The organism is Pseudomonas sp. EA_35y_Pfl2_R111 (assembly GCF_963970955.1).
GTDB lineage: Bacteria > Pseudomonadota > Gammaproteobacteria > Pseudomonadales > Pseudomonadaceae > Aquipseudomonas.
In genome coordinates this window covers 835,170-858,941 of sequence record NZ_CAXAOM010000002.1, presented here as the reverse complement: position 1 = coordinate 858,941, position 23,772 = coordinate 835,170, and the positions used below count along the sequence as shown (strand labels likewise).

The 23,772-nt window shown below is 59.1% G+C and carries 25 protein-coding genes; 24 read left to right on the top strand and 1 reads right to left on the bottom strand.

Features of this window, described 5'->3' with window-relative positions:
• Nucleotides 1-12: 12 nt before the first annotated feature.
• The 15 genes from fliH (at nucleotide 13) to flhB (ending at nucleotide 12,450) form a co-directional block, all read left to right on the top strand.
• The gene (gene fliH, locus AACY25_RS12640; RefSeq protein ID WP_339524897.1) at nucleotides 13-876 is read left to right on the top strand and encodes a flagellar assembly protein FliH; all 864 of its coding nucleotides are present in this window, start codon (nucleotides 13-15) and stop codon (nucleotides 874-876) included.
• Complete coding sequence (gene fliI / locus AACY25_RS12635; protein ID WP_339524896.1) at nucleotides 866-2,227, top strand: flagellar protein export ATPase FliI; 1,362 nt, start codon at nucleotides 866-868, stop codon at nucleotides 2,225-2,227. The genes fliH and fliI overlap by 11 nt, the downstream gene beginning before the upstream one ends.
• Before the next feature lie 3 nt (nucleotides 2,228-2,230).
• Nucleotides 2,231-2,677, top strand: coding sequence for a flagellar export protein FliJ (gene fliJ / locus AACY25_RS12630; protein ID WP_339524894.1), 447 nt, complete (start codon nucleotides 2,231-2,233; stop codon nucleotides 2,675-2,677).
• Nucleotides 2,678-2,839: 162 nt separating this feature from the next.
• Entirely contained in the window at nucleotides 2,840-3,145 is a 306-nt protein-coding gene (locus AACY25_RS12625) for an STAS domain-containing protein (RefSeq protein WP_339524892.1), read from the top strand.
• A gap of 15 nt (nucleotides 3,146-3,160) precedes the next feature.
• Complete coding sequence (locus tag AACY25_RS12620; protein WP_339524890.1) at nucleotides 3,161-4,855, top strand: fused response regulator/phosphatase; 1,695 nt, start codon at nucleotides 3,161-3,163, stop codon at nucleotides 4,853-4,855.
• A gap of 31 nt (nucleotides 4,856-4,886) precedes the next feature.
• A complete protein-coding gene (locus tag AACY25_RS12615) occupies nucleotides 4,887-5,240 on the top strand; it encodes an Hpt domain-containing protein (RefSeq protein ID WP_339412131.1) in 354 nt (117 codons plus the stop codon).
• A 118-nt stretch (nucleotides 5,241-5,358) separates the two neighbouring features.
• Nucleotides 5,359-6,609, top strand: a complete 1,251-nt coding sequence (locus AACY25_RS12610; protein ID WP_339524888.1) for a flagellar hook-length control protein FliK — start codon at nucleotides 5,359-5,361, stop codon at nucleotides 6,607-6,609.
• Between the two features lie 401 nt (nucleotides 6,610-7,010).
• Complete coding sequence (fliL, locus tag AACY25_RS12605; RefSeq protein ID WP_339524887.1) at nucleotides 7,011-7,538, top strand: flagellar basal body-associated protein FliL; 528 nt, start codon at nucleotides 7,011-7,013, stop codon at nucleotides 7,536-7,538.
• A 13-nt stretch (nucleotides 7,539-7,551) separates the two neighbouring features.
• Complete coding sequence (fliM, locus tag AACY25_RS12600; protein ID WP_339412125.1) at nucleotides 7,552-8,523, top strand: flagellar motor switch protein FliM; 972 nt, start codon at nucleotides 7,552-7,554, stop codon at nucleotides 8,521-8,523.
• 36 nt (nucleotides 8,524-8,559) lie between these two features.
• Nucleotides 8,560-9,045, top strand: a complete 486-nt coding sequence (gene fliN, locus AACY25_RS12595) for a flagellar motor switch protein FliN (protein WP_160015354.1) — start codon at nucleotides 8,560-8,562, stop codon at nucleotides 9,043-9,045.
• 2 nt (nucleotides 9,046-9,047) lie between these two features.
• Nucleotides 9,048-9,479 carry a flagellar biosynthetic protein FliO gene (gene fliO / locus AACY25_RS12590; protein ID WP_339524885.1) on the top strand — a complete coding sequence of 144 codons (432 nt, stop codon included), beginning with the start codon at nucleotides 9,048-9,050 and terminating at the stop codon, nucleotides 9,477-9,479.
• Nucleotides 9,479-10,264 carry a flagellar type III secretion system pore protein FliP gene (gene fliP / locus AACY25_RS12585; protein ID WP_339524883.1) on the top strand — a complete coding sequence of 262 codons (786 nt, stop codon included), beginning with the start codon at nucleotides 9,479-9,481 and terminating at the stop codon, nucleotides 10,262-10,264. The genes fliO and fliP overlap by 1 nt, the downstream gene beginning before the upstream one ends.
• Nucleotides 10,265-10,266: 2 nt before the next feature.
• Entirely contained in the window at nucleotides 10,267-10,536 is a 270-nt protein-coding gene (fliQ, locus tag AACY25_RS12580) for a flagellar biosynthesis protein FliQ (protein ID WP_339412118.1), read from the top strand.
• 1 nt (nucleotide 10,537) lies between these two features.
• Nucleotides 10,538-11,314, top strand: coding sequence for a flagellar biosynthetic protein FliR (gene fliR, locus AACY25_RS12575; protein WP_339524881.1), 777 nt, complete (start codon nucleotides 10,538-10,540; stop codon nucleotides 11,312-11,314).
• Nucleotides 11,314-12,450 (top strand): flagellar biosynthesis protein FlhB, encoded by a 1,137-nt coding sequence (gene flhB, locus AACY25_RS12570; RefSeq protein ID WP_339524879.1) that lies wholly within the window; start codon nucleotides 11,314-11,316, stop codon nucleotides 12,448-12,450. The genes fliR and flhB overlap by 1 nt, the downstream gene beginning before the upstream one ends.
• Nucleotides 12,451-12,487: 37 nt before the next feature.
• On the opposite strand, the gene sodC is transcribed toward flhB, so the two are convergent.
• Nucleotides 12,488-13,009, bottom strand: a complete 522-nt coding sequence (gene sodC / locus AACY25_RS12565) for a superoxide dismutase [Cu-Zn] SodC (protein ID WP_339524878.1) — start codon at nucleotides 13,007-13,009, stop codon at nucleotides 12,488-12,490.
• A 274-nt stretch (nucleotides 13,010-13,283) separates the two neighbouring features.
• Between sodC and flhA the strand changes: the two genes are divergently transcribed.
• The 9 genes from flhA to AACY25_RS12520 all read left to right on the top strand — a co-directional run bounded on the left by flhA (nucleotide 13,284) and on the right by AACY25_RS12520 (nucleotide 23,764).
• The gene (gene flhA / locus AACY25_RS12560) at nucleotides 13,284-15,407 is read left to right on the top strand and encodes a flagellar biosynthesis protein FlhA (protein WP_339525015.1); all 2,124 of its coding nucleotides are present in this window, start codon (nucleotides 13,284-13,286) and stop codon (nucleotides 15,405-15,407) included.
• Nucleotides 15,408-15,422: 15 nt separating this feature from the next.
• Entirely contained in the window at nucleotides 15,423-16,724 is a 1,302-nt protein-coding gene (flhF, locus tag AACY25_RS12555) for a flagellar biosynthesis protein FlhF (RefSeq protein ID WP_339524877.1), read from the top strand.
• Between the two features lie 77 nt (nucleotides 16,725-16,801).
• Nucleotides 16,802-17,632: a flagellar synthesis regulator FleN gene (gene fleN, locus AACY25_RS12550; protein ID WP_339524875.1), complete on the top strand. Its 831-nt coding sequence runs from the start codon at nucleotides 16,802-16,804 to the stop codon at nucleotides 17,630-17,632.
• On the top strand, nucleotides 17,629-18,375 hold the full coding sequence (fliA, locus tag AACY25_RS12545) for an RNA polymerase sigma factor FliA (RefSeq protein ID WP_167145311.1): 747 nt from the start codon (nucleotides 17,629-17,631) through the stop codon (nucleotides 18,373-18,375). The genes fleN and fliA overlap by 4 nt, the downstream gene beginning before the upstream one ends.
• A 97-nt stretch (nucleotides 18,376-18,472) precedes the next feature.
• Entirely contained in the window at nucleotides 18,473-18,847 is a 375-nt protein-coding gene (locus AACY25_RS12540) for a chemotaxis response regulator CheY (RefSeq protein ID WP_178091816.1), read from the top strand.
• A gap of 19 nt (nucleotides 18,848-18,866) precedes the next feature.
• Nucleotides 18,867-19,655 (top strand): protein phosphatase CheZ, encoded by a 789-nt coding sequence (locus AACY25_RS12535; protein ID WP_339524874.1) that lies wholly within the window; start codon nucleotides 18,867-18,869, stop codon nucleotides 19,653-19,655.
• 11 nt (nucleotides 19,656-19,666) lie between these two features.
• A complete protein-coding gene (locus AACY25_RS12530) occupies nucleotides 19,667-21,865 on the top strand; it encodes a chemotaxis protein CheA (RefSeq protein WP_339524872.1) in 2,199 nt (732 codons plus the stop codon).
• Between the two features lie 43 nt (nucleotides 21,866-21,908).
• The gene (locus AACY25_RS12525; RefSeq protein WP_339524870.1) at nucleotides 21,909-23,024 is read left to right on the top strand and encodes a protein-glutamate methylesterase/protein-glutamine glutaminase; all 1,116 of its coding nucleotides are present in this window, start codon (nucleotides 21,909-21,911) and stop codon (nucleotides 23,022-23,024) included.
• Nucleotides 23,024-23,764, top strand: coding sequence for a flagellar motor protein (locus tag AACY25_RS12520; protein WP_339524868.1), 741 nt, complete (start codon nucleotides 23,024-23,026; stop codon nucleotides 23,762-23,764). Before AACY25_RS12525 ends, AACY25_RS12520 begins: the two co-directional genes overlap by 1 nt.
• Nucleotides 23,765-23,772 lie beyond the last annotated feature (8 nt).

The window sequence follows — 23,772 nt, the reverse complement described above, 5'->3', positions numbered from 1 at the left end:
ATGGTTTAACGCATGTCCAGTAAAGAGCCGCCCAGCGAACTGATTCGCGCCAGGGACCTCAAGGGCGTTGATGTGTGGGCGCTGCCCAGCTTCGACCCGGAAGTGGAAACGCCTGAGCCCAGCGAAGAGGAACAGGCTGGCGAGCAATCGATTGAAGCGAGCGAGCCGGCGACGGCTGAGAGCGAAGAAGTGGCCCTGGAAGACGTCAAACCCTTGACGTTGGATGAGTTGGAAGCCATCCGGCAGGACGCCTACAACGAAGGTTTTGCCACCGGTGAGAAAGACGGTTTTCATGCCGGCCAGCTGAAAGCCAAGCAGGAAGCCGATATCGCCCTGGCCGCCAAAATGGCCGGGCTGGAGCAGTTGATGGCCCAGCTGTTCGAGCCGATTGCCGAGCAGGACCAACAGCTTGAAGAAGCCATGGTCGGCCTGCTTGGGCAGATGGTGCGCCAGGTGATTCAGCGTGAACTGGTCAGCGACTCCAGCCAGATTCGCCAGGTGCTCAGCGAGGCGCTCAAGCTACTGCCGATGGGCGCCGGTAACATCCGCATTCACCTCAATCCGCAAGACTTCGAGATGATTAAAGCCTTGCGCGAACGCCATGAAGAGAGCTGGCGGATTCTCGAAGACGCTTCCCTGCTGCCTGGCGGTTGCCGGGTAGAGAGCGAGCTCAGCCGTATCGACGCCACCGTGGAAACCCGGCTGAATCAGGCGATCAAGCAGTTGTTCGAGCAACAGCGCGAACAGGCGTCGCATCCGCTGGAGGCCGACTTGCACACTGATCTGGATGCCTTGCCGATGGAGGCTCCTCAGAAGGATGATCCTCAGGTGGATGCTCTTCAGATAAATAGCCAGGCGAGCCCTGATGCGCCTTGATCGGGTGAGTTTCGCCAAACGCCTCGCCGGTTACAGCGAGGCCGTGGCGCTGCCCACTCAACCGCTGGTTGAAGGCCGCCTGCTACGCATGGTCGGCCTTACGCTGGAAGCCGAAGGCCTGCGGGCTGCTCTGGGCAGTCGCTGCCTGGTGATCAACGACGACAGCTATCACCCGGTGCAGGTCGAGGCCGAGGTGATGGGCTTTTCCAACGGCAAGATCTTCCTGATGCCGGTCGGCAGCCTGGCCGGCATCGCCCCGGGTGCCCGCGTGGTGCCGCTGCCGGATACCGGGCGCTTGCCCATGGGCATGTCGATGCTTGGCCGAGTGCTAGACGGCACGGGCCGCGCCCTCGACGGCAAAGGCGGGATGAAGGCCGAAGACTGGGTGCCGATGGATGGCCCGGCGATCAATCCACTCAACCGTCATCCGATCAGCGAGCCGCTGGATGTCGGCATCCGTTCGATCAACGGCCTGCTGACTGTCGGTCGTGGTCAGCGCCTCGGTCTGTTTGCCGGCACCGGCGTGGGTAAATCGGTGCTGCTGGGCATGATGACGCGCTTTACCGAGGCCGACATTATCGTGGTCGGTCTGATCGGTGAGCGGGGCCGTGAGGTTAAAGAGTTTATCGACGAGATCCTCGGTCACGAGGGCCTCAAACGCTCGGTGGTGGTGGCCTCGCCGGCTGACGATGCGCCGCTGATGCGCCTGCGCGCGGCGATGTATTGCACGCGCATCGCCGAGTATTTCCGCGATAAAGGCAAGAACGTGCTGCTGCTGATGGACTCGCTGACCCGTTTCGCCCAGGCCCAGCGTGAGATCGCCCTGGCGATTGGCGAGCCGCCGGCAACCAAGGGTTATCCGCCTTCGGTATTTGCCCGTCTGCCCAAGTTGGTGGAGCGCGCCGGTAATGCGGAGAAGGGCGGCGGTTCGATTACCGCGTTCTATACCGTGCTCAGTGAAGGTGACGACCAGCAAGACCCGATTGCCGACGCCGCCCGTGGTGTACTCGACGGGCATATCGTGCTGTCGCGTCGCCTGGCCGAGGAGGGGCATTATCCGGCCATCGATATCGAAGCCTCGATCAGCCGGGTAATGCCGCAGGTGGTCAGTGAAGAGCATCTGCGCTTGTCACAACGCTTCAAGCAGCTGTGGTCGCGTTATCAGCAGAGCCGCGACCTGATCAGCGTCGGTGCCTATGTGCCCGGTGGCGATGCGGACACTGACCTGGCCATCGCCCGTCAACCGGCCATGGTCAAATACCTACGGCAGAGTCTGCAGGATAACGAAAGCCTGGAACGCAGCAGCGCGCAGCTAGCTGCAGTCTTCAATCCCGCCGCGACGGGCGCGTAAACCATGGCACAAACCCGCGCTGCGCGGCTGACCCCAGTGGTCGACATGGCCGCGCGTGCCGAGCGTGAAGCAGCGCTGCAGTTGGGCCATTGCCAGGGTTTGCTACGCCAGGCCGAAGTGCAGCTGGGAGACCTGGAGCGCTACCGCGGAGACTATCAGCAGCAATGGATCAGTGAAGGCCAGCGCGGTGTTTCCGGGCAATGGCTGATGAACTACCAGCGCTTTCTTACCCAGCTGGAAACCGCCATCGGCCAGCAGCGCAACAGCGTTGACTGGCACCGCGCCAATATGGAAAAGGTTCGCGAGGCCTGGCAGCAGCGCTACGCCCGCCTGGAAGGCTTGCGCAAGCTGGTAAAACGCTATCAGGACGAGGCGCGTCTGGCCGAAGACAAGCGCGAGCAGAAATTACTCGATGAGCTCTCGCAGCGCATATCCGCCCGGGACGCTTAGGCTTAAGCGGCAATTGCCGTTTGCCTGAAACTGAAGGCGACACATCAACTCAGCCTAAACAGTTGCCGCCTGGGCATTGCGATGCTACATCTTGATCATGCATAACCTGCGTCTGGCCCACCTGAGCGTGCGGCCTGGTCTTTTCGTTTATAGGAGTAATTCATGGCCATCACCTCGCTGCCCTCAACCGATGGGCAAGAGCTGACCATTCTGATTCAGGGACGCTTCGATTTCGGTGCGCATCAGGAATTTCGCAACGCCTACGAGCGCGTCAATACAACCCCGCAGCGCTATGTCGTAGACCTCAAGGACACCACTTACCTGGACAGTTCGGCGCTCGGCATGCTGTTGCTGCTGCGTGATCATGCCGGGGGTGACAGTGCGCAGATTCGCCTGCTCAACTGCAACCCCGACGTGCGCAAAATTCTGGCTATCTCGAATTTCGAGCAGCTGTTCAAAATCGCCTGACACGGAGCGCGTGTCATGCCAGAGCGCTTGTCCATTCTGATCGCCGAGGACAACGCGGCTGATCGCATGTTGTTGTCGACTATTGTCAGTCGCCAGGGGCACCGGGTATTGACCGCCAGCAATGGGCTGGAGGCGGTGGCCCTGTTCGAGCAGGAGCGTCCACAGTTGGTGCTGATGGATGCTCTGATGCCGCTGATGGATGGTTTCGAGGCCGCGCGACGAATCAAGCAGTCCGCTGGCGAAGAGCTGGTACCGATCATCTTCCTCACCTCCCTGACCGAAGGCGAAGCTTTGGTGCGTTGCCTGGAAGCCGGCGGTGACGACTTTCTCGCCAAGCCTTACAACCGGGTCATTCTCGAAGCCAAGATCAAGGCCATGGATCGCCTGCGGCGCCTGCAGGATACTGTGCTGCAGCAGCGCGACCTGATCGCCATGCACAACGAACACCTGCTCAACGAGCAGCGTGTAGCCAAGGCGGTGTTCGACAAGGTCACGCACTCCGGTTGCCTGGATGCGCCGAATATCCGCTACCTGCAATCGCCTTTTGCGGTGTTTAACGGTGATTTGCTGTTGGCTGCGTTTAAACCGTCCGGCGGCATGCATGTGCTATTGGGTGACTTTACCGGCCACGGTCTGCCCGCAGCGATTGGCGCGATGCCGCTGGCCGAGGTGTTCTACGGCATGACGGCCAAGGGTTATTCGCTGGCCGAGGTGCTGCGCGAGATCAATGCCAAGCTCAAACGCATTCTTCCGGTCGGGGTGTTCTGCTGCGCCACGGTGCTGAATATCAGCTTCCAGCGTCAGGTGGTCGAGGTGTGGAACGGCGGCTTGCCGGATGGCTATCTGCTGCGCGGGAGCGGCGAGCGCTTGCCACTGATATCGCGGCATTTGCCGCTGGGCGTGCTGGAGCCGACTGCATTCAACGACAAATATGAGGTTTATCCACTGGCGCTTGGCGATCGGGTTTTCCTGCTCTCCGATGGCGTGCTGGAGGCCTGCAATAAGCAGGGCGTGCTGTTTGGTGAAGGGCGTCTGCTTGATGTGTTTGCCGCCAATCGACAGCAGACGGCGTTGTTTGGTGAAATCCAACAGGCGCTTACCGATTTCAGTGGCGAGCAGCAGGATGATGTCAGCCTGCTCGAGGTCAGCCTGGTCGATGACGCCGAACTGAGCCGGCCGCCGCTGGCCTTTGCCGACAACGGTCAGAGCCATTCGCTGGACTGGTCGGCGAGTTTTGAGTTTCGTGGGGAAACCCTACGTCATTTCAATCCGTTGCCGTTTCTCTTGCAGCTGTTGCTCGAGGTGCAGGGTTTGCGACCCCAGGGTGGCGCCCTGTTCAGTGTGCTGGCCGAGTTGTATTCGAATGCGCTGGAGCACGGCGTGCTGGGCCTGGATTCGGCGCTCAAAGCCAATGCCGAGGGCTTTGCCGAGTACTACCGTCAGCGCAGTATTCGGCTAGCGGCATTGACCGACGGCTTTGTGCGTTTTCACTTGAAATTGCTGCCTGAGGGCGCGGGCGGACGGTTGATCGTACGAGTTGAAGACAGCGGCTCGGGCTTTGATGCGCAGCAATTGCCGACAGAACCCCGCGATGCCCATAGCTTGAGCGGGCGCGGCTTGGCATTGGTCAGGCAATTGAGCGAGCGCTGCATTTGGGGCGACGGCGAACCGGGTGTGCGCGTGGAGTTTTCCTGGTTGCCTGGGGCATAATCCTGGGCATAACTCCAGGGGGAGCGAGCCGTTGTCCGATATTCACCTTGATAGCGCAGTATTGGCGGCTTTGCAGGACGTCATGGAGGATGAATATCCGGTGCTGCTGGATACCTTTCTGGTCGATTCCGAAGAGCGCTTGCTGGTATTGCGCCAGGCTGAGCGGGCGGCTGATGCGCAAAGCTTGCGTCTGGCGGCGCACAGCTTTAAAGGCAGCTGCAGCAATATGGGCGCACTGATGTTGGCTGGGTTGTGCAAGCAGCTGGAGGAGGCCGGACGGCGCGAGCAGCTGGAGCAGGCCCCTGAGTTGGTCGAGCAGATCGAGCGCGAGTTTGCCATCGTGCGCATCCTGCTCAAGTCCGAGCGTCAGCGTTATAGGCACTAGCTTTGCTGTTGCTATCTCCCGATGTGGCTGTATTTCACCCCGCTGAATCTGCTTGCCAACAAGTTGGCCCGCGCCTTGCAAAACTCCCCGCACGACCAACCCCGAACGGAGAGTATCCATGTCCGTTGCCCCCGATCTGCTGCTTAAGTCGGCTCCTGAAGTAAAGCCCAGAGCTGCTGCCTCAAAACCGCCGGAAAAACCCGCGCAACCCAATAGAAATGAGGCTTCCAGCTTCTCTCAGGTGTACGCCAAGGAGCGTCAGGCCAAGGCGGCTGAGCGCAGTGATGCGCCTGCTAAGCCTGCGCGTGAGAGCAAGGTAGACAAAGAAGATCCGCAAGATGCACAGGCGCTGGCTGCCGCAGGGCAGGCGGAGGTTGCCGATAGCGGCAAGCCTTTGCCGACTGATCCGGCAAGCGAGGGTGCAGTGCTTGATCCACTGCTGTTGCTCGGCATAACCGGCGAGCTGCCAGCGGAAGAGGTTGAAGAGTTGGTGCCGGACACGGAGCCTGCGCCACTGCTGGTCACTACAGGCAGCCTGACCAGTTCTGGTCCGGCGAGCATGACCGAGGCCAGCTTCGATGCTGAGCTGGATTCGCTCAATCAGCTGCCGGCGGTGCGCATGGCGTTGGAAATGGGCGCGAAAGAAAAGCTGCAAGCCGATCAGGCGATTGCCCCCTCAACGCAAGCGCAGAACGTTAGTCAGAGCCTGCTGGCTAGCCAGGTGATGCAGGACGAAATGCCGGTAGAGGGTGATGCACTGGAACTGCCGGAGTTACAGCTCGAAGCCCTCACCGGCAAAGGCCTTGAAGCGCTGAAGGAAGGCACGGCGAACAACACGCCTGAGAACTTTGTTAGCAAGCTCACTGCACTGAGCCAAGCCATTGGCCAACAGACCCCGTTGTCGGCGCGCGCGCCAGTGGTTGGGCAGCCGGTGCCCATGCAGCAGGGCGGTTGGAGTGAAGCGGTGGTGGATCGGGTGATGGTGATGTCCAGCCAGAACCTCAAATCTGCCGAAATTCAGCTCGACCCGGCCGAGCTGGGCCGTCTGGAAGTACGTATCAGCGTCAACCAGGAGCAGAGCCAGGTTACCTTCGCCAGCCCGCATGCCGGAGTGCGTGAAGCGCTGGATTCGCAGATGCACCGCCTGCGTGAACTGTTCGCTCAGCAGGGCATGAACCAGCTGGACGTGAATGTCTCCGATCAGTCGCTCAGTCGAGGCTGGCAGGGGCAGGAGGGGGATGGCAGCAAAGGTCGCGGTGGCTCCTCCAGTGAGTTGCTCGGGGCGGATGACGAGTTGCATTCGAATACTGTCGAATCAGCGCGCGCGACGACTGTGAGTGCCCGTGGCTTGGTTGATTACTACGCCTAAGAATCAATTCAAAAATTAGCGAGCTAACGTCATGCAAGGCGCTGCGTAGTAACAGCCTTCGGCTGGTCAGGCAGGTGGAGGGGCGGAGTGTACGACTGTACATAAGCACTTAGATCCTGCTTTTAATGCCGTAGGGCCCGACGCGCAGCTGGCTTTGATTGGGTTCTGGCGCGCTTGCTGCTGTAGTTGCATGTCCCACTGATCTAAACTGCATTTCGCCCGGCTCCCATTGCGTGGGAGTCGGGCGATTTTGTTTGGGGCGTGCGTATAGCTGATGCCTTGGCCGCATCACCCTCGGTGCTGGGCCGCCGTAGTGAGCAGGTTTGTTGAGACACTGGCATAACACTTGCTCTTAACCCTTTGAAAACGGATAAAACTCCGAATAGCGACGGATTATTGGCATGGCTAAGAAAGAAGCAGCACCCGCAGCGGCGAACGCTGAGGCGAAACCAGCCGGCAAAATGAAGCTGATCATTATCATCGTTATCGCTGTGCTGCTGGCGGTGGGTCTTTCCGTGGGGGGCACTTGGTTCTTTCTGAGCAAGAAGGATGCGGGTGCTGATGAGGCCAAGGCAGAAGCCAGTGCCGAGCCTGCAGTGCCAGTCAAACAGGCTGCAATCTATGAAGAACTGTCGCCGGCCTTCGTGGTGAATTTCAATCATCAGGGCCGTGCCCGCTATATGCAGGTCAGCGTGGCCTTGATGGCACGGGATCAGGCGGCCTTGGATGCGCTCAAAGTACATATGCCCGTGTTGCGTAATCGCCTGGTCATGCTGTTTTCCGGTCAGGATTTTGCGTCCTTGATCACCCCGGTTGGCAAGGAAATGCTGCGCCAGCAGGCGACCGCCAGCGTGCAGGAACTGGCTGAGAAAGAGACCGGCAAAGTCACGGTCGAACAAGTGTTGTTCACCAACCTCGTGTTGCAGTAATCAGGAGCCGTATATGGCTGTGCAAGACCTGCTTTCCCAGGATGAGATTGATGCCCTGCTGCATGGCGTCGATGACGGCTTGGTCGAGACCGAGGACGAAGCCGAACCGGGAAGCGTCAAACAATATGACCTGACCAGCCAGGACCGAATTGTCCGTGGGCGCATGCCGACGCTTGAAATGATCAACGAGCGTTTCGCCCGCTACACCCGTATCAGTATGTTCAACCTGCTGCGCCGTTCCGCCGATGTGGCGGTGGGCGGCGTGCAGGTGATGAAGTTTGGTGAATATGTGCATTCGCTGTACGTACCAACCAGCCTCAATCTGGTGAAAATGAAGCCGCTGCGTGGCACGGGTCTGTTCATCCTCGATGCCAAGCTGGTGTTCAAATTGGTGGACAACTTCTTTGGCGGTGATGGCCGCCACGCCAAGATCGAGGGGCGTGAATTCACCCCTACCGAGTTGCGAGTGGTGCGCATGGTGCTGGATCAGGCTTTTATCGACATGAAAGAAGCCTGGCATGCGGTCATGGATATCAACTTCGAGTACGTAAACTCGGAAGTAAACCCGGCTTTGGCCAACATCGTCAGTCCCAGTGAAGTGATTGTGGTTTCCACCTTCCATATCGAACTCGACGGTGGCGGTGGTGACCTGCACGTGACCATGCCGTATTCGATGATCGAGCCGATTCGCGAAATGCTCGACGCCGGTTTCCAGTCGGATGTCGATGACCAGGATGAACGTTGGATCAAGGCCCTGCGTGAAGACATTCTGGGCGTTAGCGTGCCGCTAAGTGCCACCGTGGCACGACGTCAGCTCAAATTGCGCGACATATTGCACATGCAGCCGGGTGATGTGATCCCCGTCGAGCTGCCAGAAAATATGGTGCTCTGCGCTAACGGCGTACCTTCATTCAAGGTCAAGTTAGGGGCCCACAAAGGCAACTTGGCGCTGCAGGTGCTCGATCCGATCGAGCGCTTGCGCTAACTGTTAACCCAATTCAACGCCAGCCGAGGAAGAACGATGGCAGACGAAAATGACACTGTAGACGAAGGCGAAGAAGCATCCTCCCCTGAGGAGCAGGCGCTTGCCGATGAGTGGGCGGCTGCCTTGTCCGAGTCCGGTGATGCTGGGCAGGATGATATCGATGCCATGCTGGCTGCCAGTGATGCAGCGCCAGCGCCGCCGCGGGCGCCGATGGAAGAGTTCAGCAGTGCGCCGAAGATGAACCTGCCGGTTAACCTGGATGGGCCGAATCTGGATGTGATTCTGGATATCCCGGTGTCAATCTCCATGGAAGTCGGTAGTACCGATATCACTATTCGTAACCTGCTGCAGCTCAACCAAGGGTCGGTCGTTGAGCTGGATCGCCTAGCCGGCGAACCATTGGACGTGCTGGTCAATGGCACCCTGATTGCTCACGGTGAAGTGGTGGTGGTGAACGAGAAGTTCGGCATTCGTCTGACCGATGTGATCAGCCCAAGTGAACGTATCAAGAAGCTGCGCTAACCATGCATAGAACCTTGCTGCTGGGCTTGGTGTTACCTGTTGCTGCACTGGCTGCCGAGCCGGCAGCGCAAACGGCTGTACCCCTTGCCGGAACGGGCATGGGGGGGCAGCTTGTGCAGTTGTTGCTGGGTCTGTTGCTGGTGATTGGCTTGATCTTCCTGCTGGCTTGGCTGATGCGCCGGGTGCAACAGATCGTGCCGCGTGGCGGCCAGGTGATCAAGGTAGTGGCAACCCAGGCCCTGGGGCCGCGTGATCGCCTAGTGCTGGTGCAGGTGGGCAGCGAGCAGGTGTTGCTGGGGCTGACGCCCGGCACCATCACATCGCTGCATGTGCTGAAAGAACCGGTGCATTTGCCGGACGCCGAACCGGCCTCGACCGAGTTTGCCCAGCGCCTGATGGAGCTGTTGGGCAAGGACCAGAAGGACAAGTCCTGATGCTGCGTTTGTTACTGGTGCTGGTTTTTAGCCTGGGCGCTTCTCTGGCGTTCGCCGCAGATACGCCGACTGCCAGCACCCTGATTCAATCGGGTAGCAACCCGCTGTCGATCCCGGCCATTACCCTGAGCACTGACGCAGAGGGCCAGCAGGAGTATTCGGTCAGCCTGCAGATTCTGCTGATCATGACCGCGCTGAGCTTTATCCCTGCGTTCGTCATGCTGATGACCAGCTTTACCCGGATCATCATCGTTTTCTCGATTCTGCGTCAGGCTCTGGGCCTGCAGCAGACGCCGTCGAACCAGATTCTGGTGGGGCTGGCGCTGTTTCTGACCATGTTTATCATGGCGCCGGTATTCGATCAGATTAACCGCGAGGCGTTGCAGCCCTATCTGAACGAGCAGCTGCCGGCGCAGGACGCGATCCTCAAGGCCGAAGGGCCGATCAAGAACTTTATGCTGTCGCAGACCCGTGAAAGCGATCTGGAACTGTTTGTGCGCCTGTCCAAACGTACGGATATCGCCACTCCGGAAGATGCACCGCTGACCATTCTGGTGCCGGCGTTTGTTACCTCCGAGCTGAAAACCGCCTTCCAGATCGGTTTTATGATCTTTATCCCGTTCCTGATCATCGACCTGGTGGTCGCCAGTATTCTGATGGCGATGGGGATGATGATGCTCTCGCCGCTGATCATTTCCCTGCCATTCAAGATCATGCTGTTTGTGCTGATTGATGGCTGGGCGCTGATCATGGGCACCCTGGCCGCCAGCTTCGGAGGCACCTAGCCATGACCCCCGAGATAGCCGTTGACCTACTGCGTGGCGCTCTATGGCTGACGGCCATGATTGTCGCGATTCTGGTGGTGCCGAGCCTGATGGTGGGGCTGCTGGTGGCGATGTTTCAGGCTGCGACGCAGATCAACGAGCAAACCTTGAGCTTTCTGCCGCGCCTGCTGGTGATTCTCCTCACCCTGATCGTTGCCGGCCCCTGGCTGGTGCGCCAGCTGATGGAGTACACGGAGACCTTGATCATGAATATTCCGCTGTTGATCGGCTGACATGCTCGAGCTAAGCAATGCGCAGATCGGCGCTTGGGTGGGCAGCTTCCTACTGCCGCTGTTTCGCATTGCTGCGCTGCTGATGTTTATGCCGATCATCGGCACCCAGCTCGTGTCGGCGCGGGTGCGCCTGTACCTCGCGTTGGCCATCTGTCTGGCGATCATGCCGACCCTGCCACCGATGCCGGTGGTTGATGCGATCAGCGTGCAGGCGTTTATCTGGATTGCTCAGGAAATTCTGATTGGCATGATGCTCGGCTTTGTTCTGCAGCTGCTCTTCCAGGTTTTTGCAATTGCCGGGCAGATCGTCGCCATGCAGATGGGCCTGGGCTTTGCTTCTATGGTCGACCCGGCCAACGGTATTTCGGTGCCGGTGATTGGCCAGGTCTTTATGATTCTGGTCACCCTGCTGTTTCTCGCCATGAACGCCCACCTGGTGGTGTTTGAAGTGCTGACCGAAAGCTTTTTCACTTTGCCGGTCGGCAGTGGCTTTCTGGTGGATAGCTACTGGGAAATCGCCAATAAGCTGAGCTGGGTGTTGGGCGCAGCCTTGCTGTTGGTATTGCCGGCGATTACCGCGCTGTTGGTGGTTAACCTGGCATTCGGGGTCATGACCCGCGCAGCGCCGCAGTTGAATATCTTCTCCATCGGCTTCCCCCTGACCTTGGTGTTGGGCCTGGTAATCGTCTGGATCGGCATGGCCGATATCCTTGCGCAATATCAGGTGTTTGCCACTGAGGCTTTGCAGTTCTTGCGTGAAATGGCACGGGCGAGCTGATGGCCGAATCCGAGAGCGGTGCCGATAAAAGCGAGGAACCCACGGAGAAACGCCTACGCGAATCCCGTGAGAAGGGCCAGATTGCCCGTTCCAAAGAGCTCAATACCCTGGCGGTGACCCTCGGTGGCTTTGGCGGCATGCTGGCTTTTGGCGGCAATATGGGCAACGCCATGCTCGACATCATGCGTGGCAACTTCTCGCTCCCTCGTGACGTGATCATGGATGAGCGCAGTATGGGGCTGTGGTTCGCAGCCTCCGGGCAGATCGCGCTGGAGGCGTTGTTTCCGCTGTTTATCTTGCTGCTGATCGTGTCCATCGCCGGGCCGATTTCTCTGGGCGGCTGGATATTTTCTGCCGAAGCCATGGCGCCCAAACTGAGCCGGATGAACCCCCTTGCGGGGCTCAAACGGATGTTCTCTGTGCAGGCATTGGTCGAGCTGCTCAAGGCTCTGGCCAAGTTCACTCTGATTCTGCTGGTGGGCATCGCGGTACTGTCGGCCTGGCAGGACGATTTGCTGGCGATTGTTCATGAGCCGATTGACTCCGCCATCCTGCATGCCGCGACCGTGGTGGGCTGGAGTGCCCTATGGATGTCTTGCGGGTTGATTCTGATTGCCGCCGTGGATGTGCCATTTCAGCTCTGGAGCAGCAAGCAGAAGCTGATGATGACCAAGCAAGAAGTGCGCGACGAGTACAAGGACAGCGAGGGCAAGCCCGAGGTCAAGCAGCGTATTCGCCAGTTGCAGCGGGAAATGGCCGAGCGGCGCATGATGCAGTCGGTGCCCGATGCCGACGTCGTCATTACCAACCCGACGCACTTTGCCGTGGCCTTGAAGTACGACCCGGCCAAGGGCAGCGCGCCAGTGCTGCTGGCCAAGGGCGGTGATTTTACTGCATTGAAGATTCGCGAAATCGCCAATGAGCACAAAGTCATGGTGTTGGAATCGCCAGCTTTGGCGCGAGCGGTGTTCTATTCCACCGAGCTGGATCAGGAAATTCCTGCCGGCTTGTACTTGGCCATTGCCCAGGTGCTGGCTTATGTCTACCAGCTGCGCCAGTACCAGGCAGGCAAGGGCAAGCGGCCTGCGCCGCTCACCAATCTGCCGATCCCTTCGGATCTGCGCCGCGACGAGTGAACGGCTGCAGCCGGAACCCCGGCTGCTTGGTAGCCGTTTATTCGATCACACCACAGGCCACGCGCGCGCCACCGCCGCCTAGGGGTTTTGGATGGTCGGCATGGTTGTCGCCGCCGGCATGCACCATCAGCGACAGGCCTTTCAGCTCGCCGAGATTCTTGATGCGAGGCGCCAGCACGGGTTGGCTGGCCTTGCCCTCAGTCGTGACCAGCAGGGCAGGTAGATCGCCCAGATGGCCGTCACCCCAGGGCAGGTCGTGTTTGCCGGTGTTCTGTGGGTCCCAATGTCCGCCTGCGGCCCCTGCCGCCGAGGGTTGGCCATCCTTGGGTGCGGGGTCGCAGCTGGGCTTGCCGTGGACATGGAAGCCATGCACGCCGGGCTCAAGGTCGTGCAACTGCGGGGTGAATACCACGCCATGAGGGCTCTCGCTGATACGGACGGTGCCGACCGAGGCACCCTGGCCTTTGGCGTCCACGGCCTTGAGTTCGACCGAGAGGTCGGCGGCGTGCAGGCTGGCGGCGCAGCAGCCGGCCAGTGCGGCGATTATCCATTGTTTCATCAGTAACTCCTGGGTAGCTGTCGAGAAGGGTGCGGCGGGCAAGGCCCTCCGTACTGCTGGGACTGGCATTTGCCGCTGAGGTTCGTTGTTTTCATGGCGCGGGCGGGGTTGGCCATGACTATTCGCTCTGACGCGTGCTTGTCTCGAGCTCCAGATAAGACGCCAGGCCAGTGATTTCGGGGCTTCAAAAAAACTGGAGAGTTTTTTGCAATCACTGGCCTGAGGGCGCCACGGGGCGTCAAAAGTTTGAACTGGCTGGGGTAGTGGTGTGGCAATAGATCGCTCGCAAATGATCGGTGACGTGCGCAGCAACCTGTCCGGGTTGAAGCAGGGCAATCTGGGCATTCCGCTGATGCTGCTGGTCATGCTCGGCATGGTCATGCTGCCGATTCCGCCGTTTCTCCTCGATGTGCTGTTCACCTTCAGTATTGCCCTGTCGATCGTCGTGCTGCTGGTGGCGATCTATGCCCTGCGCCCGCTGGATTTCGCGGTGTTTCCGACCATTCTGCTGGCCGCAACCTTGCTGCGCCTGGCGCTTAACGTGGCCTCCACGCGAGTGGTATTGCTCAACGGTCAGGACGGCCATGACGCCGCCGGTAAGGTGATTCAGGCCTTCGGCGAGGTGGTGATCGGCGGCAACTACGTGGTCGGCATCGTGGTGTTCGCCATCCTGATGATCATCAACTTCGTGGTGGTGACCAAGGGCGCCGGGCGCATCTCCGAAGTCAGCGCGCGTTTTACCTTGGATGCCATGCCAGGCAAGCAGATGGCCATCGACGCCGACTTGAACGCCGGCCTGATCGATCAGGCTGAAGCCAAGAAACGCCGCAGCGAAGTGTCCCAAGAGGCCGACTTTTACGGTTCGATGGACGGTGCCAGTAAGTTCGTGCGCGGCGATGCGATTGCCGGCTTGCTGATTCTGTTCATCAACCTGATCGGCGGCATTGCCATCGGCATCTTTCAACATGACCTGAGTTTCGTTGACGCAGGGCGCATCTACACCTTGCTGACCATCGGCGACGGCCTGGTGGCGCAGATTCCTTCGCTGCTGCTGTCGACTGCTGCGGCGATCATGGTGACGCGGGTTTCCAGCTCGGAAGACATGGGCGCCCAAGTCAATCGGCAGATGTTTGCCTCGCCACGTGCGCTGGCCGTAACGGCGGCGGTGATGATTGCCATGGGCCTGGTGCCTGGCATGCCGCATTTCTCCTTTATCAGCCTGGGCCTGGTGGCGGCCGGCGCCGCGTACTGGATTGCCAACAAGCAACGTGCGACCAAAGAAAATGAGATCAAGGAAGTGCAGCGCCAGCAGGAACTGTTGCCCGCGCAGAAGGCCCAAGAGGTTAAGGAACTGGGTTGGGATGACGTAACGCCGGTGGATATGGTCGGCCTGGAAGTGGGCTACCGCCTGATTCCGCTGGTTGACCGTAACCAGGGTGGTCAGCTGCTGGCGCGGATCAAGGGGGTGCGTAAGAAGCTCTCCCAAGAGATGGGTTTTTTGATGCCCTCGGTGCATATCCGCGACAACCTCGATCTGCAGCCTAATGCCTATCGCCTGACCCTGATGGGCGTCAGCGTGGCCGAGGCCGAGGTGTATCCGGACCGTGAACTGGCGATCAATCCAGGTCAGGTGTTCGGTCCGCTCAACGGCATCGCCGCCAAAGACCCGGCATTTGGCCTGGAAGCGGTGTGGATCGACCCGACCCAGCGCGATCAGGCGCAGTCCCTCGGCTACACCGTGGTTGACGCTAGCACCGTGGTTGCCACCCATCTCAACCAAGTGCTGCACAAGCATGCTCATGAGCTGCTTGGGCATGAGGAAGTGCAGCAGTTGATGCAACTGCTGGCCAAGAGTTCGCCGAAGCTTGCCGAGGAGCTGGTGCCGGGGATGATTTCCCTGTCGACCCTGCTCAAGGTGTTACAGAGCTTGCTGCAGGAGCAGGTGCCGGTGCGCGATATCCGCACCATTGCCGAAGCCATCGCCAATGTCGCGGTGAAGAGTCAAGATCCCGCCGCGATGGTGGCAGCTGTACGCGTCGCGTTGGCCCGCGCAATCGTGCAAAGCATTGTGGGACTAGAGCTTGAGCTACCTGTGATCACCCTGGAACCCAGGTTGGAACAGATATTGCTCAACAGTCTTCAGAAGGCCGGTCAAGGCTCCGAGGAGGGCATCCTCCTGGAGCCTGGCATGGCGGAGAAGCTGCAGCGTTCCCTGGTGGAGGCGGCGCAGCGCCAGGAAATGCTCGGCAAGCCAGTGATACTGCTGGTGGCCGGTCCGGTCCGGGCGATGCTCTCGCGATTCGCGCGGCTGGCGGTTCCGAGTATCCATGTACTGGCATACCAGGAAATTCCGGATAACAAGCAGGTCACCATCGTTGCGACGGTGGGGCAGAACTAACCGAGGTTACAGGCCATGCAGGTCAAACGCTTTTTCGCCGCCGATATGCGTACCGCCATGAAGCTGGTGCGTGATGAGTTGGGTGCCGACGCCTCGATCATTGGCAATCGTCGGGTCGCCGGTGGTGTCGAACTGACCGCCGCGCTGGATTATCAGGTGCCTGCTGCACCGGCTCGCCAGCCCAACCCGGCGCTGGAAGCCGAGTTGCGCAAGACCCAGGCAAAAATCGCCACGGCCCAGGCCGAGCTGACCACCCGCACCCAGGTAGATGCCGGCAAGGACCGCCAGCTGTTTGGCGCTGCCGACAGCATGCCGGCCGACAGTTTGGCTGCCGTGATGCGTAAATCGCAGGCGGCGCCTGCTGCGGCCACCGATCAGCGCGCGCTGGATGCCATGCGTTTTGAACTGCACGGTCTGCGCGAATTGATTGAAGTGCAGCTGGGTTCGATTGCCTGGGGCCAATTGCAGACCCGCCGCCCGCAGCAGGCCAATCTGTGGCGTCGCCTGCAACGCATGGGGCTGTCGGCCGAATTGTCGAAGGCGCTGCTGGAGCGTGTCAGCGGCGTGACCGAACCTCGTCAGGCGTGGCGCATGTTGCTCGCGCACCTGGCTCATGCAATCAAAACGCCGAAGCAGGAACCGATGGATGAGGGCGGTGTGATCGCCTTGGTGGGCCCGGCCGGCATGGGCAAGACCACCACCCTGGCCAAGCTGGCCGCGCGTTACGTGCTCAAATACGGCGCGCAGCATATTGCCCTGGTCAGCCTGGACAGTTACCGCATTGGTGCCCAAGAGCAACTCAAGACCCTAGGGCGCATTCTCAACGTCCCGGTAACCCTGGTCGACCCCGGTCAGTCATTGACCCAGGCCCTGGCCCCATTAGCACGCAAGCGCGTGGTGCTGATTGATACTGCCGGCTTACCAGCCAATGATCCGGCGCTGCGCATGCAACTGGAAACGCTGGCCAGTCGTGGTGTCAACGCTAAAAATTATCTGGTGATGGCCGCTACCAGCCAGAGCCAAGTGCTGAAAGCCGCCTACCATAGTTATAAGCGCTGCGGCTTGTCTGGCTGCATTCTGACCAAAGCGGATGAGGCGACGAGTCTGGGCGAGGTTTTAGGACTGGCTATTAGCCAGCGTCTACCGGTAGCCTATCTTACTGATGGGCCACGCATTCCCGATGATTTGCAAGTTCCGCGCAGTCATCAATTGGTTAGTCGGGCCGTGGGGCTGCAGGCCAATCAAGATCCAAGCGAGGATACGATGGCGGAGATGTTTGCCGGCCTTTACCAGCAACCCGCACGACGCGTCAGTTAAGCGCCATGCTGTTGGAACTAAACCGCGCTTAGCCGGCCAAGTGGCTCCAGTCGAAGTTAGACAAGGTGTGTAGAAATATGGGTATGCATCCCGTTCAGGTGATTGCGGTGACCGGCGGCAAAGGTGGCGTCGGTAAGACCAATGTGTCGGTGAACCTGGCATTGGCCCTGGCTGACCTTGGCCGCCGGGTGATGCTGATGGACGCCGACTTGGGCTTGGCCAACGTCGATGTGCTGCTTGGTCTGAGCGCCAAACGCACCCTGGAAGACGTTATCAGTGGTGAATGTGAGCTGCGCGATGTGCTGCTTCAGGGCCCCGGTGGCGTTCGTATCGTGCCGGCAGCGTCTGGCATTCAAAGCATGGTGCAGCTGTCGCCCATGCAGCATGCTGGGCTGATCCAGGCGTTCAGCGATATCAGTGACAACCTCGATGTGCTGATCATCGACACCGCCGCGGGTATCGGTGATGGCGTGGTCAGCTTCGTGCGCGCCGCTCAGGAAGTATTGGTGGTGGTGTGTGATGAGCCAACGTCGATTACCGACGCCTATGCGCTGATCAAACTGCTCAACCGCGATCACGGCATGAACCGTTTCCGGGTATTGGCCAACATGGCTCATAGCCCGCAGGAAGGTCGTAACCTCTTTGCTAAGCTGACTAAAGTCACTGACCGCTTTCTCGACGTTGCCCTGCAGTACGTAGGTGCAGTTCCTTATGACGAGTCAGTGCGCAAGGCCGTGCAGAAACAGCGCGCGGTTTATGAAGCCTTCCCGCGTTCGAAGTGCGCGCTGGCGTTCAAGGCGATAGCCCAAAAAGTCGATGCCTGGCCATTACCGGCCAATCCGCGTGGTCATTTGGAGTTTTTCGTTGAGCGTCTGGTGCAGCAACCGACCGCAGACACGGCCATATGACAGCAGCTTCTGGACTTCGTATGTATAGCAAGGCGCAGGCGCAGGACTCCCAACATCAATTGATCGAGCGCTACGCGCCCTTGGTCAAACGCATCGCCTATCACCTGTTGGCGCGCTTGCCGGCCAATGTGCAGGTCGACGACTTGATCCAGGCCGGGATGATCGGCTTGCTCGAAGCGTCAAAAAAATACGACTCCAGTAAAGGCGCCAGTTTTGAGACCTTCGCCGGTATTCGCATTCGCGGCTCCATGCTGGATGAGGTGCGTAAAGGCGACTGGGCCCCACGCTCAGTGCATCGCAATAGCCGTATGGTCAGCGACGCGATTAGAAAAATTGAGGCCAGAACCGGCAGAGACGCTAAAGATCAAGAGGTTGCGGCCGAACTCCAATTGAGTCTCGAGGATTACTACGGCATTCTTGGCGACACTTTAGGCAGCCGCCTATTCAGTTTCGACGACCTGTTGCAGGACGGCGAGCACGGTGGGCTGGGTGAAGACGCTGGCAGCAACCACCTCGAACCTTCTCGTGATCTGGAAGATGAACGCTTTCAGGCGGCCCTGGCAGATGCCATTGCCAACCTGCCGGAGCGCGAGCGCCTAGTGTTAGCGCTATATTACGATGAAGAATTGAATCTTAAAGAGATCGGTGAGGTGTTGGGGGTTAGCGAATCACGTGTAAGCCAACTACACAGTCAGTGTGCCGCTCGTTTACGCGCTCGTTTGGGCGAGTGGCGCGCACATTGAGTTGTACTCGCTAATGCTAGGCCGGTTTCACGATTAAAAGCGCACACAGGGTGCTGGGTGCGTTTGGGACTGTACGGAGGTCGACTTGGACAAGAACATGAAAATCCTCATCGTTGATGACTTTTCAACGATGCGACGGATCATCAAGAACCTCCTGCGTGACTTGGGGTTCACCAACACCGCAGAAGCCGATGATGGCGTTACCGCGCTGCCCATGCTGCAGAGCGGCAGTTTCGATTTCTTGGTGACGGACTGGAACATGCCCGGCATGACGGGTATCGACCTGCTGCGCGCCGTGCGTGCGGATGAGCGCCTGAAAACCCTGCCGGTGCTGATGGTAACCGCTGAAGCTAAGCGCGATCAGATCATCGAAGCAGCCCAGGCTGGGGTTAACGGTTATGTAGTCAAACCGTTCACTGCCCAGGTACTGAAAGAGAAGATTGAAAAAATCTTCGAACGCGTCAACGGCTGATGTCTGCCATGAGGTTGCTATGGAACATAACGATTCCGCTCAGGGTGATCTTGAGTCGTCCCTGAAGCACAACGCTCGCCAACTGGTAGATAGCCTGGAACAAGGCAACTTTGGTGAAGCGGTACAGCTAATACATGAGCTCAATAAAGCGCGTGATCGTGGCCTGTACCACGAAGTCGGCAAGCTGACCCGTGAGCTGCACAACGCCATTGTCAACTTCCAGCTCGACCCCCGTGTGCCACATGCCACAGAGGTCTCGCAAATCACCGATGCCACCGAACGCCTGAATTACGTCGTGACGATGACCGAGAAAGCGGCCAATCGCACCATGGACTTAGTCGAGCAGAGCGCACCACTGGTCAATGACCTCAGCGATGAGGCGCAGAGTTTGAGCGCTGATTGGGGGCGCTTTATGCGCCGCGAGATGAGCGCCGATGGCTTTCGTGAATTGGCCAAGCGTGTTGAGTTGTTTCTCGCGCGCAGCGAGCGTGACGGCGCCAAGATATCGGGTCACCTCAACGATATTCTCCTGGCTCAGGACTATCAGGATCTGACCGGGCAGGTGATCAAGCGCGTAACCCAGTTGGTGACCGAAGTGGAAAGCAATCTGCTGAAACTGGTGCTGATGGCCAGCCAGGTAGACCAGTTCGCTGGCATTGAGCACAACCATGAGTTGCTCCGCGCCGAACAAGAAAAACAAAAAGAGCCTTCCCGTGGTGAAGGTCCGCAGATTCATGCCGATAAGCGTGAAGACGTCGCATCCAATCAGGATGATGTCGACGACCTGCTTTCCAGCCTGGGATTTTAGGAGCACGTCTTATGAGCTTCGGCGCCGATGAAGAAATCCTCCAGGACTTCCTGGTAGAGGCCGGCGAGATTCTTGAACTACTGTCCGAGCAGCTGGTAGAGCTGGAAAGCCGCCCGGACGACATGAATCTGCTCAACGCTATTTTTCGCGGGTTTCATACCGTCAAAGGTGGTGCCGGTTTTCTCCAGCTCAATGAGCTGGTGGAATGCTGCCATATCGCAGAAAACGTCTTCGACATCCTGCGTAAGGGTGAACGGCGCGTCGACTCCGCGTTGATGGATGTGGTGCTGGAAGCACTGGATGCCGTTAATAGCATGTTTACTGAGGTGCGTGAGCGTACCGATCTGACCCCTGCCACACCTGAGCTGCTGGCCGCTCTGGCGCGCCTGGCTGAGCCGGCAGGTGCTGAGGAGGCTGCGCCTGCTGAAGCGCACGCTGAGCCTGACCCCGAGGTTGAACAGCCTACTGGCGATATCACTGACAGTGAATTCGAGCAACTGCTGGGCGCCCTGGATGAGGCTCCGGCGCAAGCTCCCAGCGCTGCCCGCAGTGATGAGATTACCGATGATGAATTCGAGTCCCTGCTTGACCAGCTGCATGGAAAAGGCCAGTTCGTAGCGCCAGACGTGGCTGCGACACCTGCCGCGTCTGTTGCTGCTGCGCCAGTGGCAACAGCAGCTGCCGGCGATGAAATCACCGATGATGAGTTTGAGTCGCTGCTCGATCAGTTGCATGGCAAAGGCCAGTTTGTGCCACCTGCTGTGGCGGCGCCTGCAGCACCAGCGGCCAAGGCTGAATCAGCTGCCGCGCCGAGCGGTGATATCACCGACGATGAGTTCGAAGCACTGCTTGATCAGCTGCACGGCAAAGGCAAATTTGTCGAGCCTGAGGCGATCAAGCCCGTGGCGCCAGCACCTGCCGCTAAACCGGCGGAACCAGCCAAGGCCGCCCCTAAACCCGCGGCAAAACCTGCTGCCAAGGTAGAACCGGCCAAGGCACCTGCTGCCGCCCCGGCAGCTGAAAAGGCTGCCCCGCCCAGCGAAGCGGAAACCACTGTGCGGGTCGATACTGCGCGGCTGGATGAAATCATGAATATGGTCGGCGAGCTGGTGCTGGTGCGGAACCGCCTGGTGCGCCTGGGCGCCAGTAGTGGCGATGAGGCCATGTCCAAGGCGGTATCCAACCTGGATGTGGTCACCGCTGATCTGCAAACCGCGGTGATGAAAACCCGCATGCAGCCGATTAAGAAGGTCTTCGGGCGCTTTCCGCGTCTGGTTCGTGACTTGGCGCGCCAGCTCAAGAAAGAGATCAACTTGGAGCTGGTCGGCGAAGAAACTGACCTCGACAAGAACCTGGTCGAGGCCCTCGCAGATCCGCTGGTGCACTTGGTTCGCAACGCGGTCGATCACGGTATTGAAATGCCAGAGGAACGCGAAGCTTCGGGCAAGGCGCGGGGCGGCAAGGTGATATTGTCCGCCGAGCAGGAAGGCGACCATATACTGCTGTCGATTTCCGATGACGGCAAAGGTATGGATGCCGATCAGCTGCGTGCTAAGGCGGTGGAAAAAGGCCTGCTGGACAAGGACGCGGCCGACCGCCTCAACGAGTTTGAATGCTACAACCTGATTTTCGCGCCGGGTTTCTCGACTAAAACCGAGATTTCCGATGTCTCCGGCCGCGGCGTGGGCATGGACGTGGTGAAAACCAAGATTTCCCAGCTTAATGGCACGGTCAATGTGTTTTCGGTCAAAGGCCAGGGCTCGAAGATCGTCATCAAGGTGCCGCTGACTCTGGCAATTATGCCGACGCTGATGGTAATGCTGGCTAATCAGGCGTTTGCCTTCCCGCTGGTCAACGTCAACGAAATCTTCCACCTAGACCTGTCGCGAACCAATGTGGTCGACGGACAGGAAGTGGTGATCGTGCGTGACAAAGCCTTGCCGCTGTTCTACCTCAAACGCTGGCTAATCGGCAGCGCTGCCCATGTGGAACAGGGTGAAGGGCATGTGGTGATCCTCACTGTTGGCAGTCAGCGTATCGGTTTCGTGGTCGATCAATTGGTCGGCCAGGAAGAAGTGGTGATCAAGCCGCTGGGCAAAATGCTGCAGGGCACTCCAGGTATGTCGGGGGCGACCATCACCGGTGATGGACGTATTGCCCTGATTCTTGACGTGCCGAGCATGCTCAAACGTTACGCACGGCGTATCTGATTGTTAGCGGTGCAGCGATCTGTCGCGCCGCTTAGGAGTGTTTATGGCTGTTAAGGTGTTGGTGGTTGATGACTCCGGCTTTTTTCGTCGGCGTGTATCGGAGATTCTTTCAGCCGATCCGAATATTCAGGTAATCGGCACCGCCACTAACGGTCGTGAAGCCATCGAGCAGGCGCAGGCGCTCAAGCCTGATGTAATTACCATGGATTACGAGATGCCGATGATGGATGGCATCACGGCTGTGCGTAACATCATGCAGCGTTGTCCGACGCCGGTGCTGATGTTCTCCTCTCTGACTCATGAGGGCGCCCGCGTTACCCTGGATGCGCTGGAAGCCGGTGCGGTGGATTTCCTGCCGAAGAATTTCGAGGATATTTCGCGTAATCCAGAGCGGGTCAAACAGCTGCTTTGCGAAAAAATTCATACCATCGCCCGTAGTAACCGTCGCAGTCTGAGCCCGCCATCCGTGGCTGCACCTACTGCGACATCTGCTACGCACGCCAAGCCAGCGGCACGCCCTGCGACTACCACCAGTACTCTGGCTCGTCCGGCTGTGGCGCCTGCGCCGGCTGTTGCCAGTGCAGCGCCCAAGCGCAAATCCTACAAGCTGGTGGCGATTGGCACCTCGACAGGTGGCCCGGTGGCGCTGCAGCGTGTGCTGACCCAGTTGCCGGCTAACTTTCCGGCGCCGATTGTACTGATTCAGCATATGCCGGCGGCCTTTACTAAGGCTTTTGCCGAGCGCCTCGACAAGCTTTGCCGTATTAGTGTCAAAGAAGCCGAGGACGGCGATGTGTTGCGTCCCGGCTTGGCACTGCTGGCACCTGGCGGTAAGCAGATGATGGTCGACGCGCGTGGCGTGGTGAAAATCCTTCCGGGCGATGAGCGCCTGAACTACAAGCCCTGTGTTGATATCACCTTTGGTTCGGTGGCCAAGTCCTACGGCGACAAGGTGCTGGCGGTGGTGCTGACCGGCATGGGCGCGGACGGCCGTGAAGGTGCACGCCTGCTCAAGCAAGGTGGTAGCCAAGTGTGGGCACAGGATGAAGCCAGTTGCGTGATTTATGGCATGCCCATGGCCATCGTCAAAGCCAATCTGGCCGACGCGATCTACCCGCTGGATGATATTGGCAGGCACCTGGCGGAGACCTGCATTTAATGGATGTACTGAGCCTTATTGGGGTCATCCTGGCATTTGTCGCCATCCTCGGTGGTAACTACCTCGAAGGGGGACATGCTGCGGCCTTGCTCAATGGGCCGGCTGCGCTGATCGTGATCGGCGGCACCCTGGGCGCGGCGTTTTTGCAGGCGCCGATGAATGTGTTCAAGCGATCTCTGGCAATCATTAGCTGGATTTTCTTTCCACCGCGGGTAGATCTAGCCGGCGGCATTAATCGGGTGGTTGGCTGGAGCATGACCGCGCGCAAGGAAGGCCTGCTCGGCCTTGAGGCGGTGGCTGACGTCGAGGTCGATCCTTACGCGCGAAAAGGCTTGCAGCTATTGGTTGATGGTGCCGAGCCTGAGGCCATCCGCAGTATTCTCGAAGTCGATCTGTACACCCAGGAAGGGCGTGATATTCAGGCTGCCAAAGTGTTTGAAAGCATGGGCGGCTACGCTCCAACCATTGGCATTATCGGCGCAGTGATGGGCCTGATTCATGTAATGGGCAACCTGGCCGACCCGAGCATGCTTGGTAGCGGGATTGCCGTGGCATTTGTGGCGACCATCTATGGTGTGGGGTTTGCCAACCTGCTGCTGTTGCCCATTGGCAACAAACTCAAGGCTATTGCTCAGCGCCAATCGCGTTATCGCGAGATGCTGCTTGAGGGCATCCTGTCGATTGCTGAGGGTGAAAATCCGCGCTCCATCGAATTGAAGCTGCAAGGCTTTATGGATTGATGGGGACA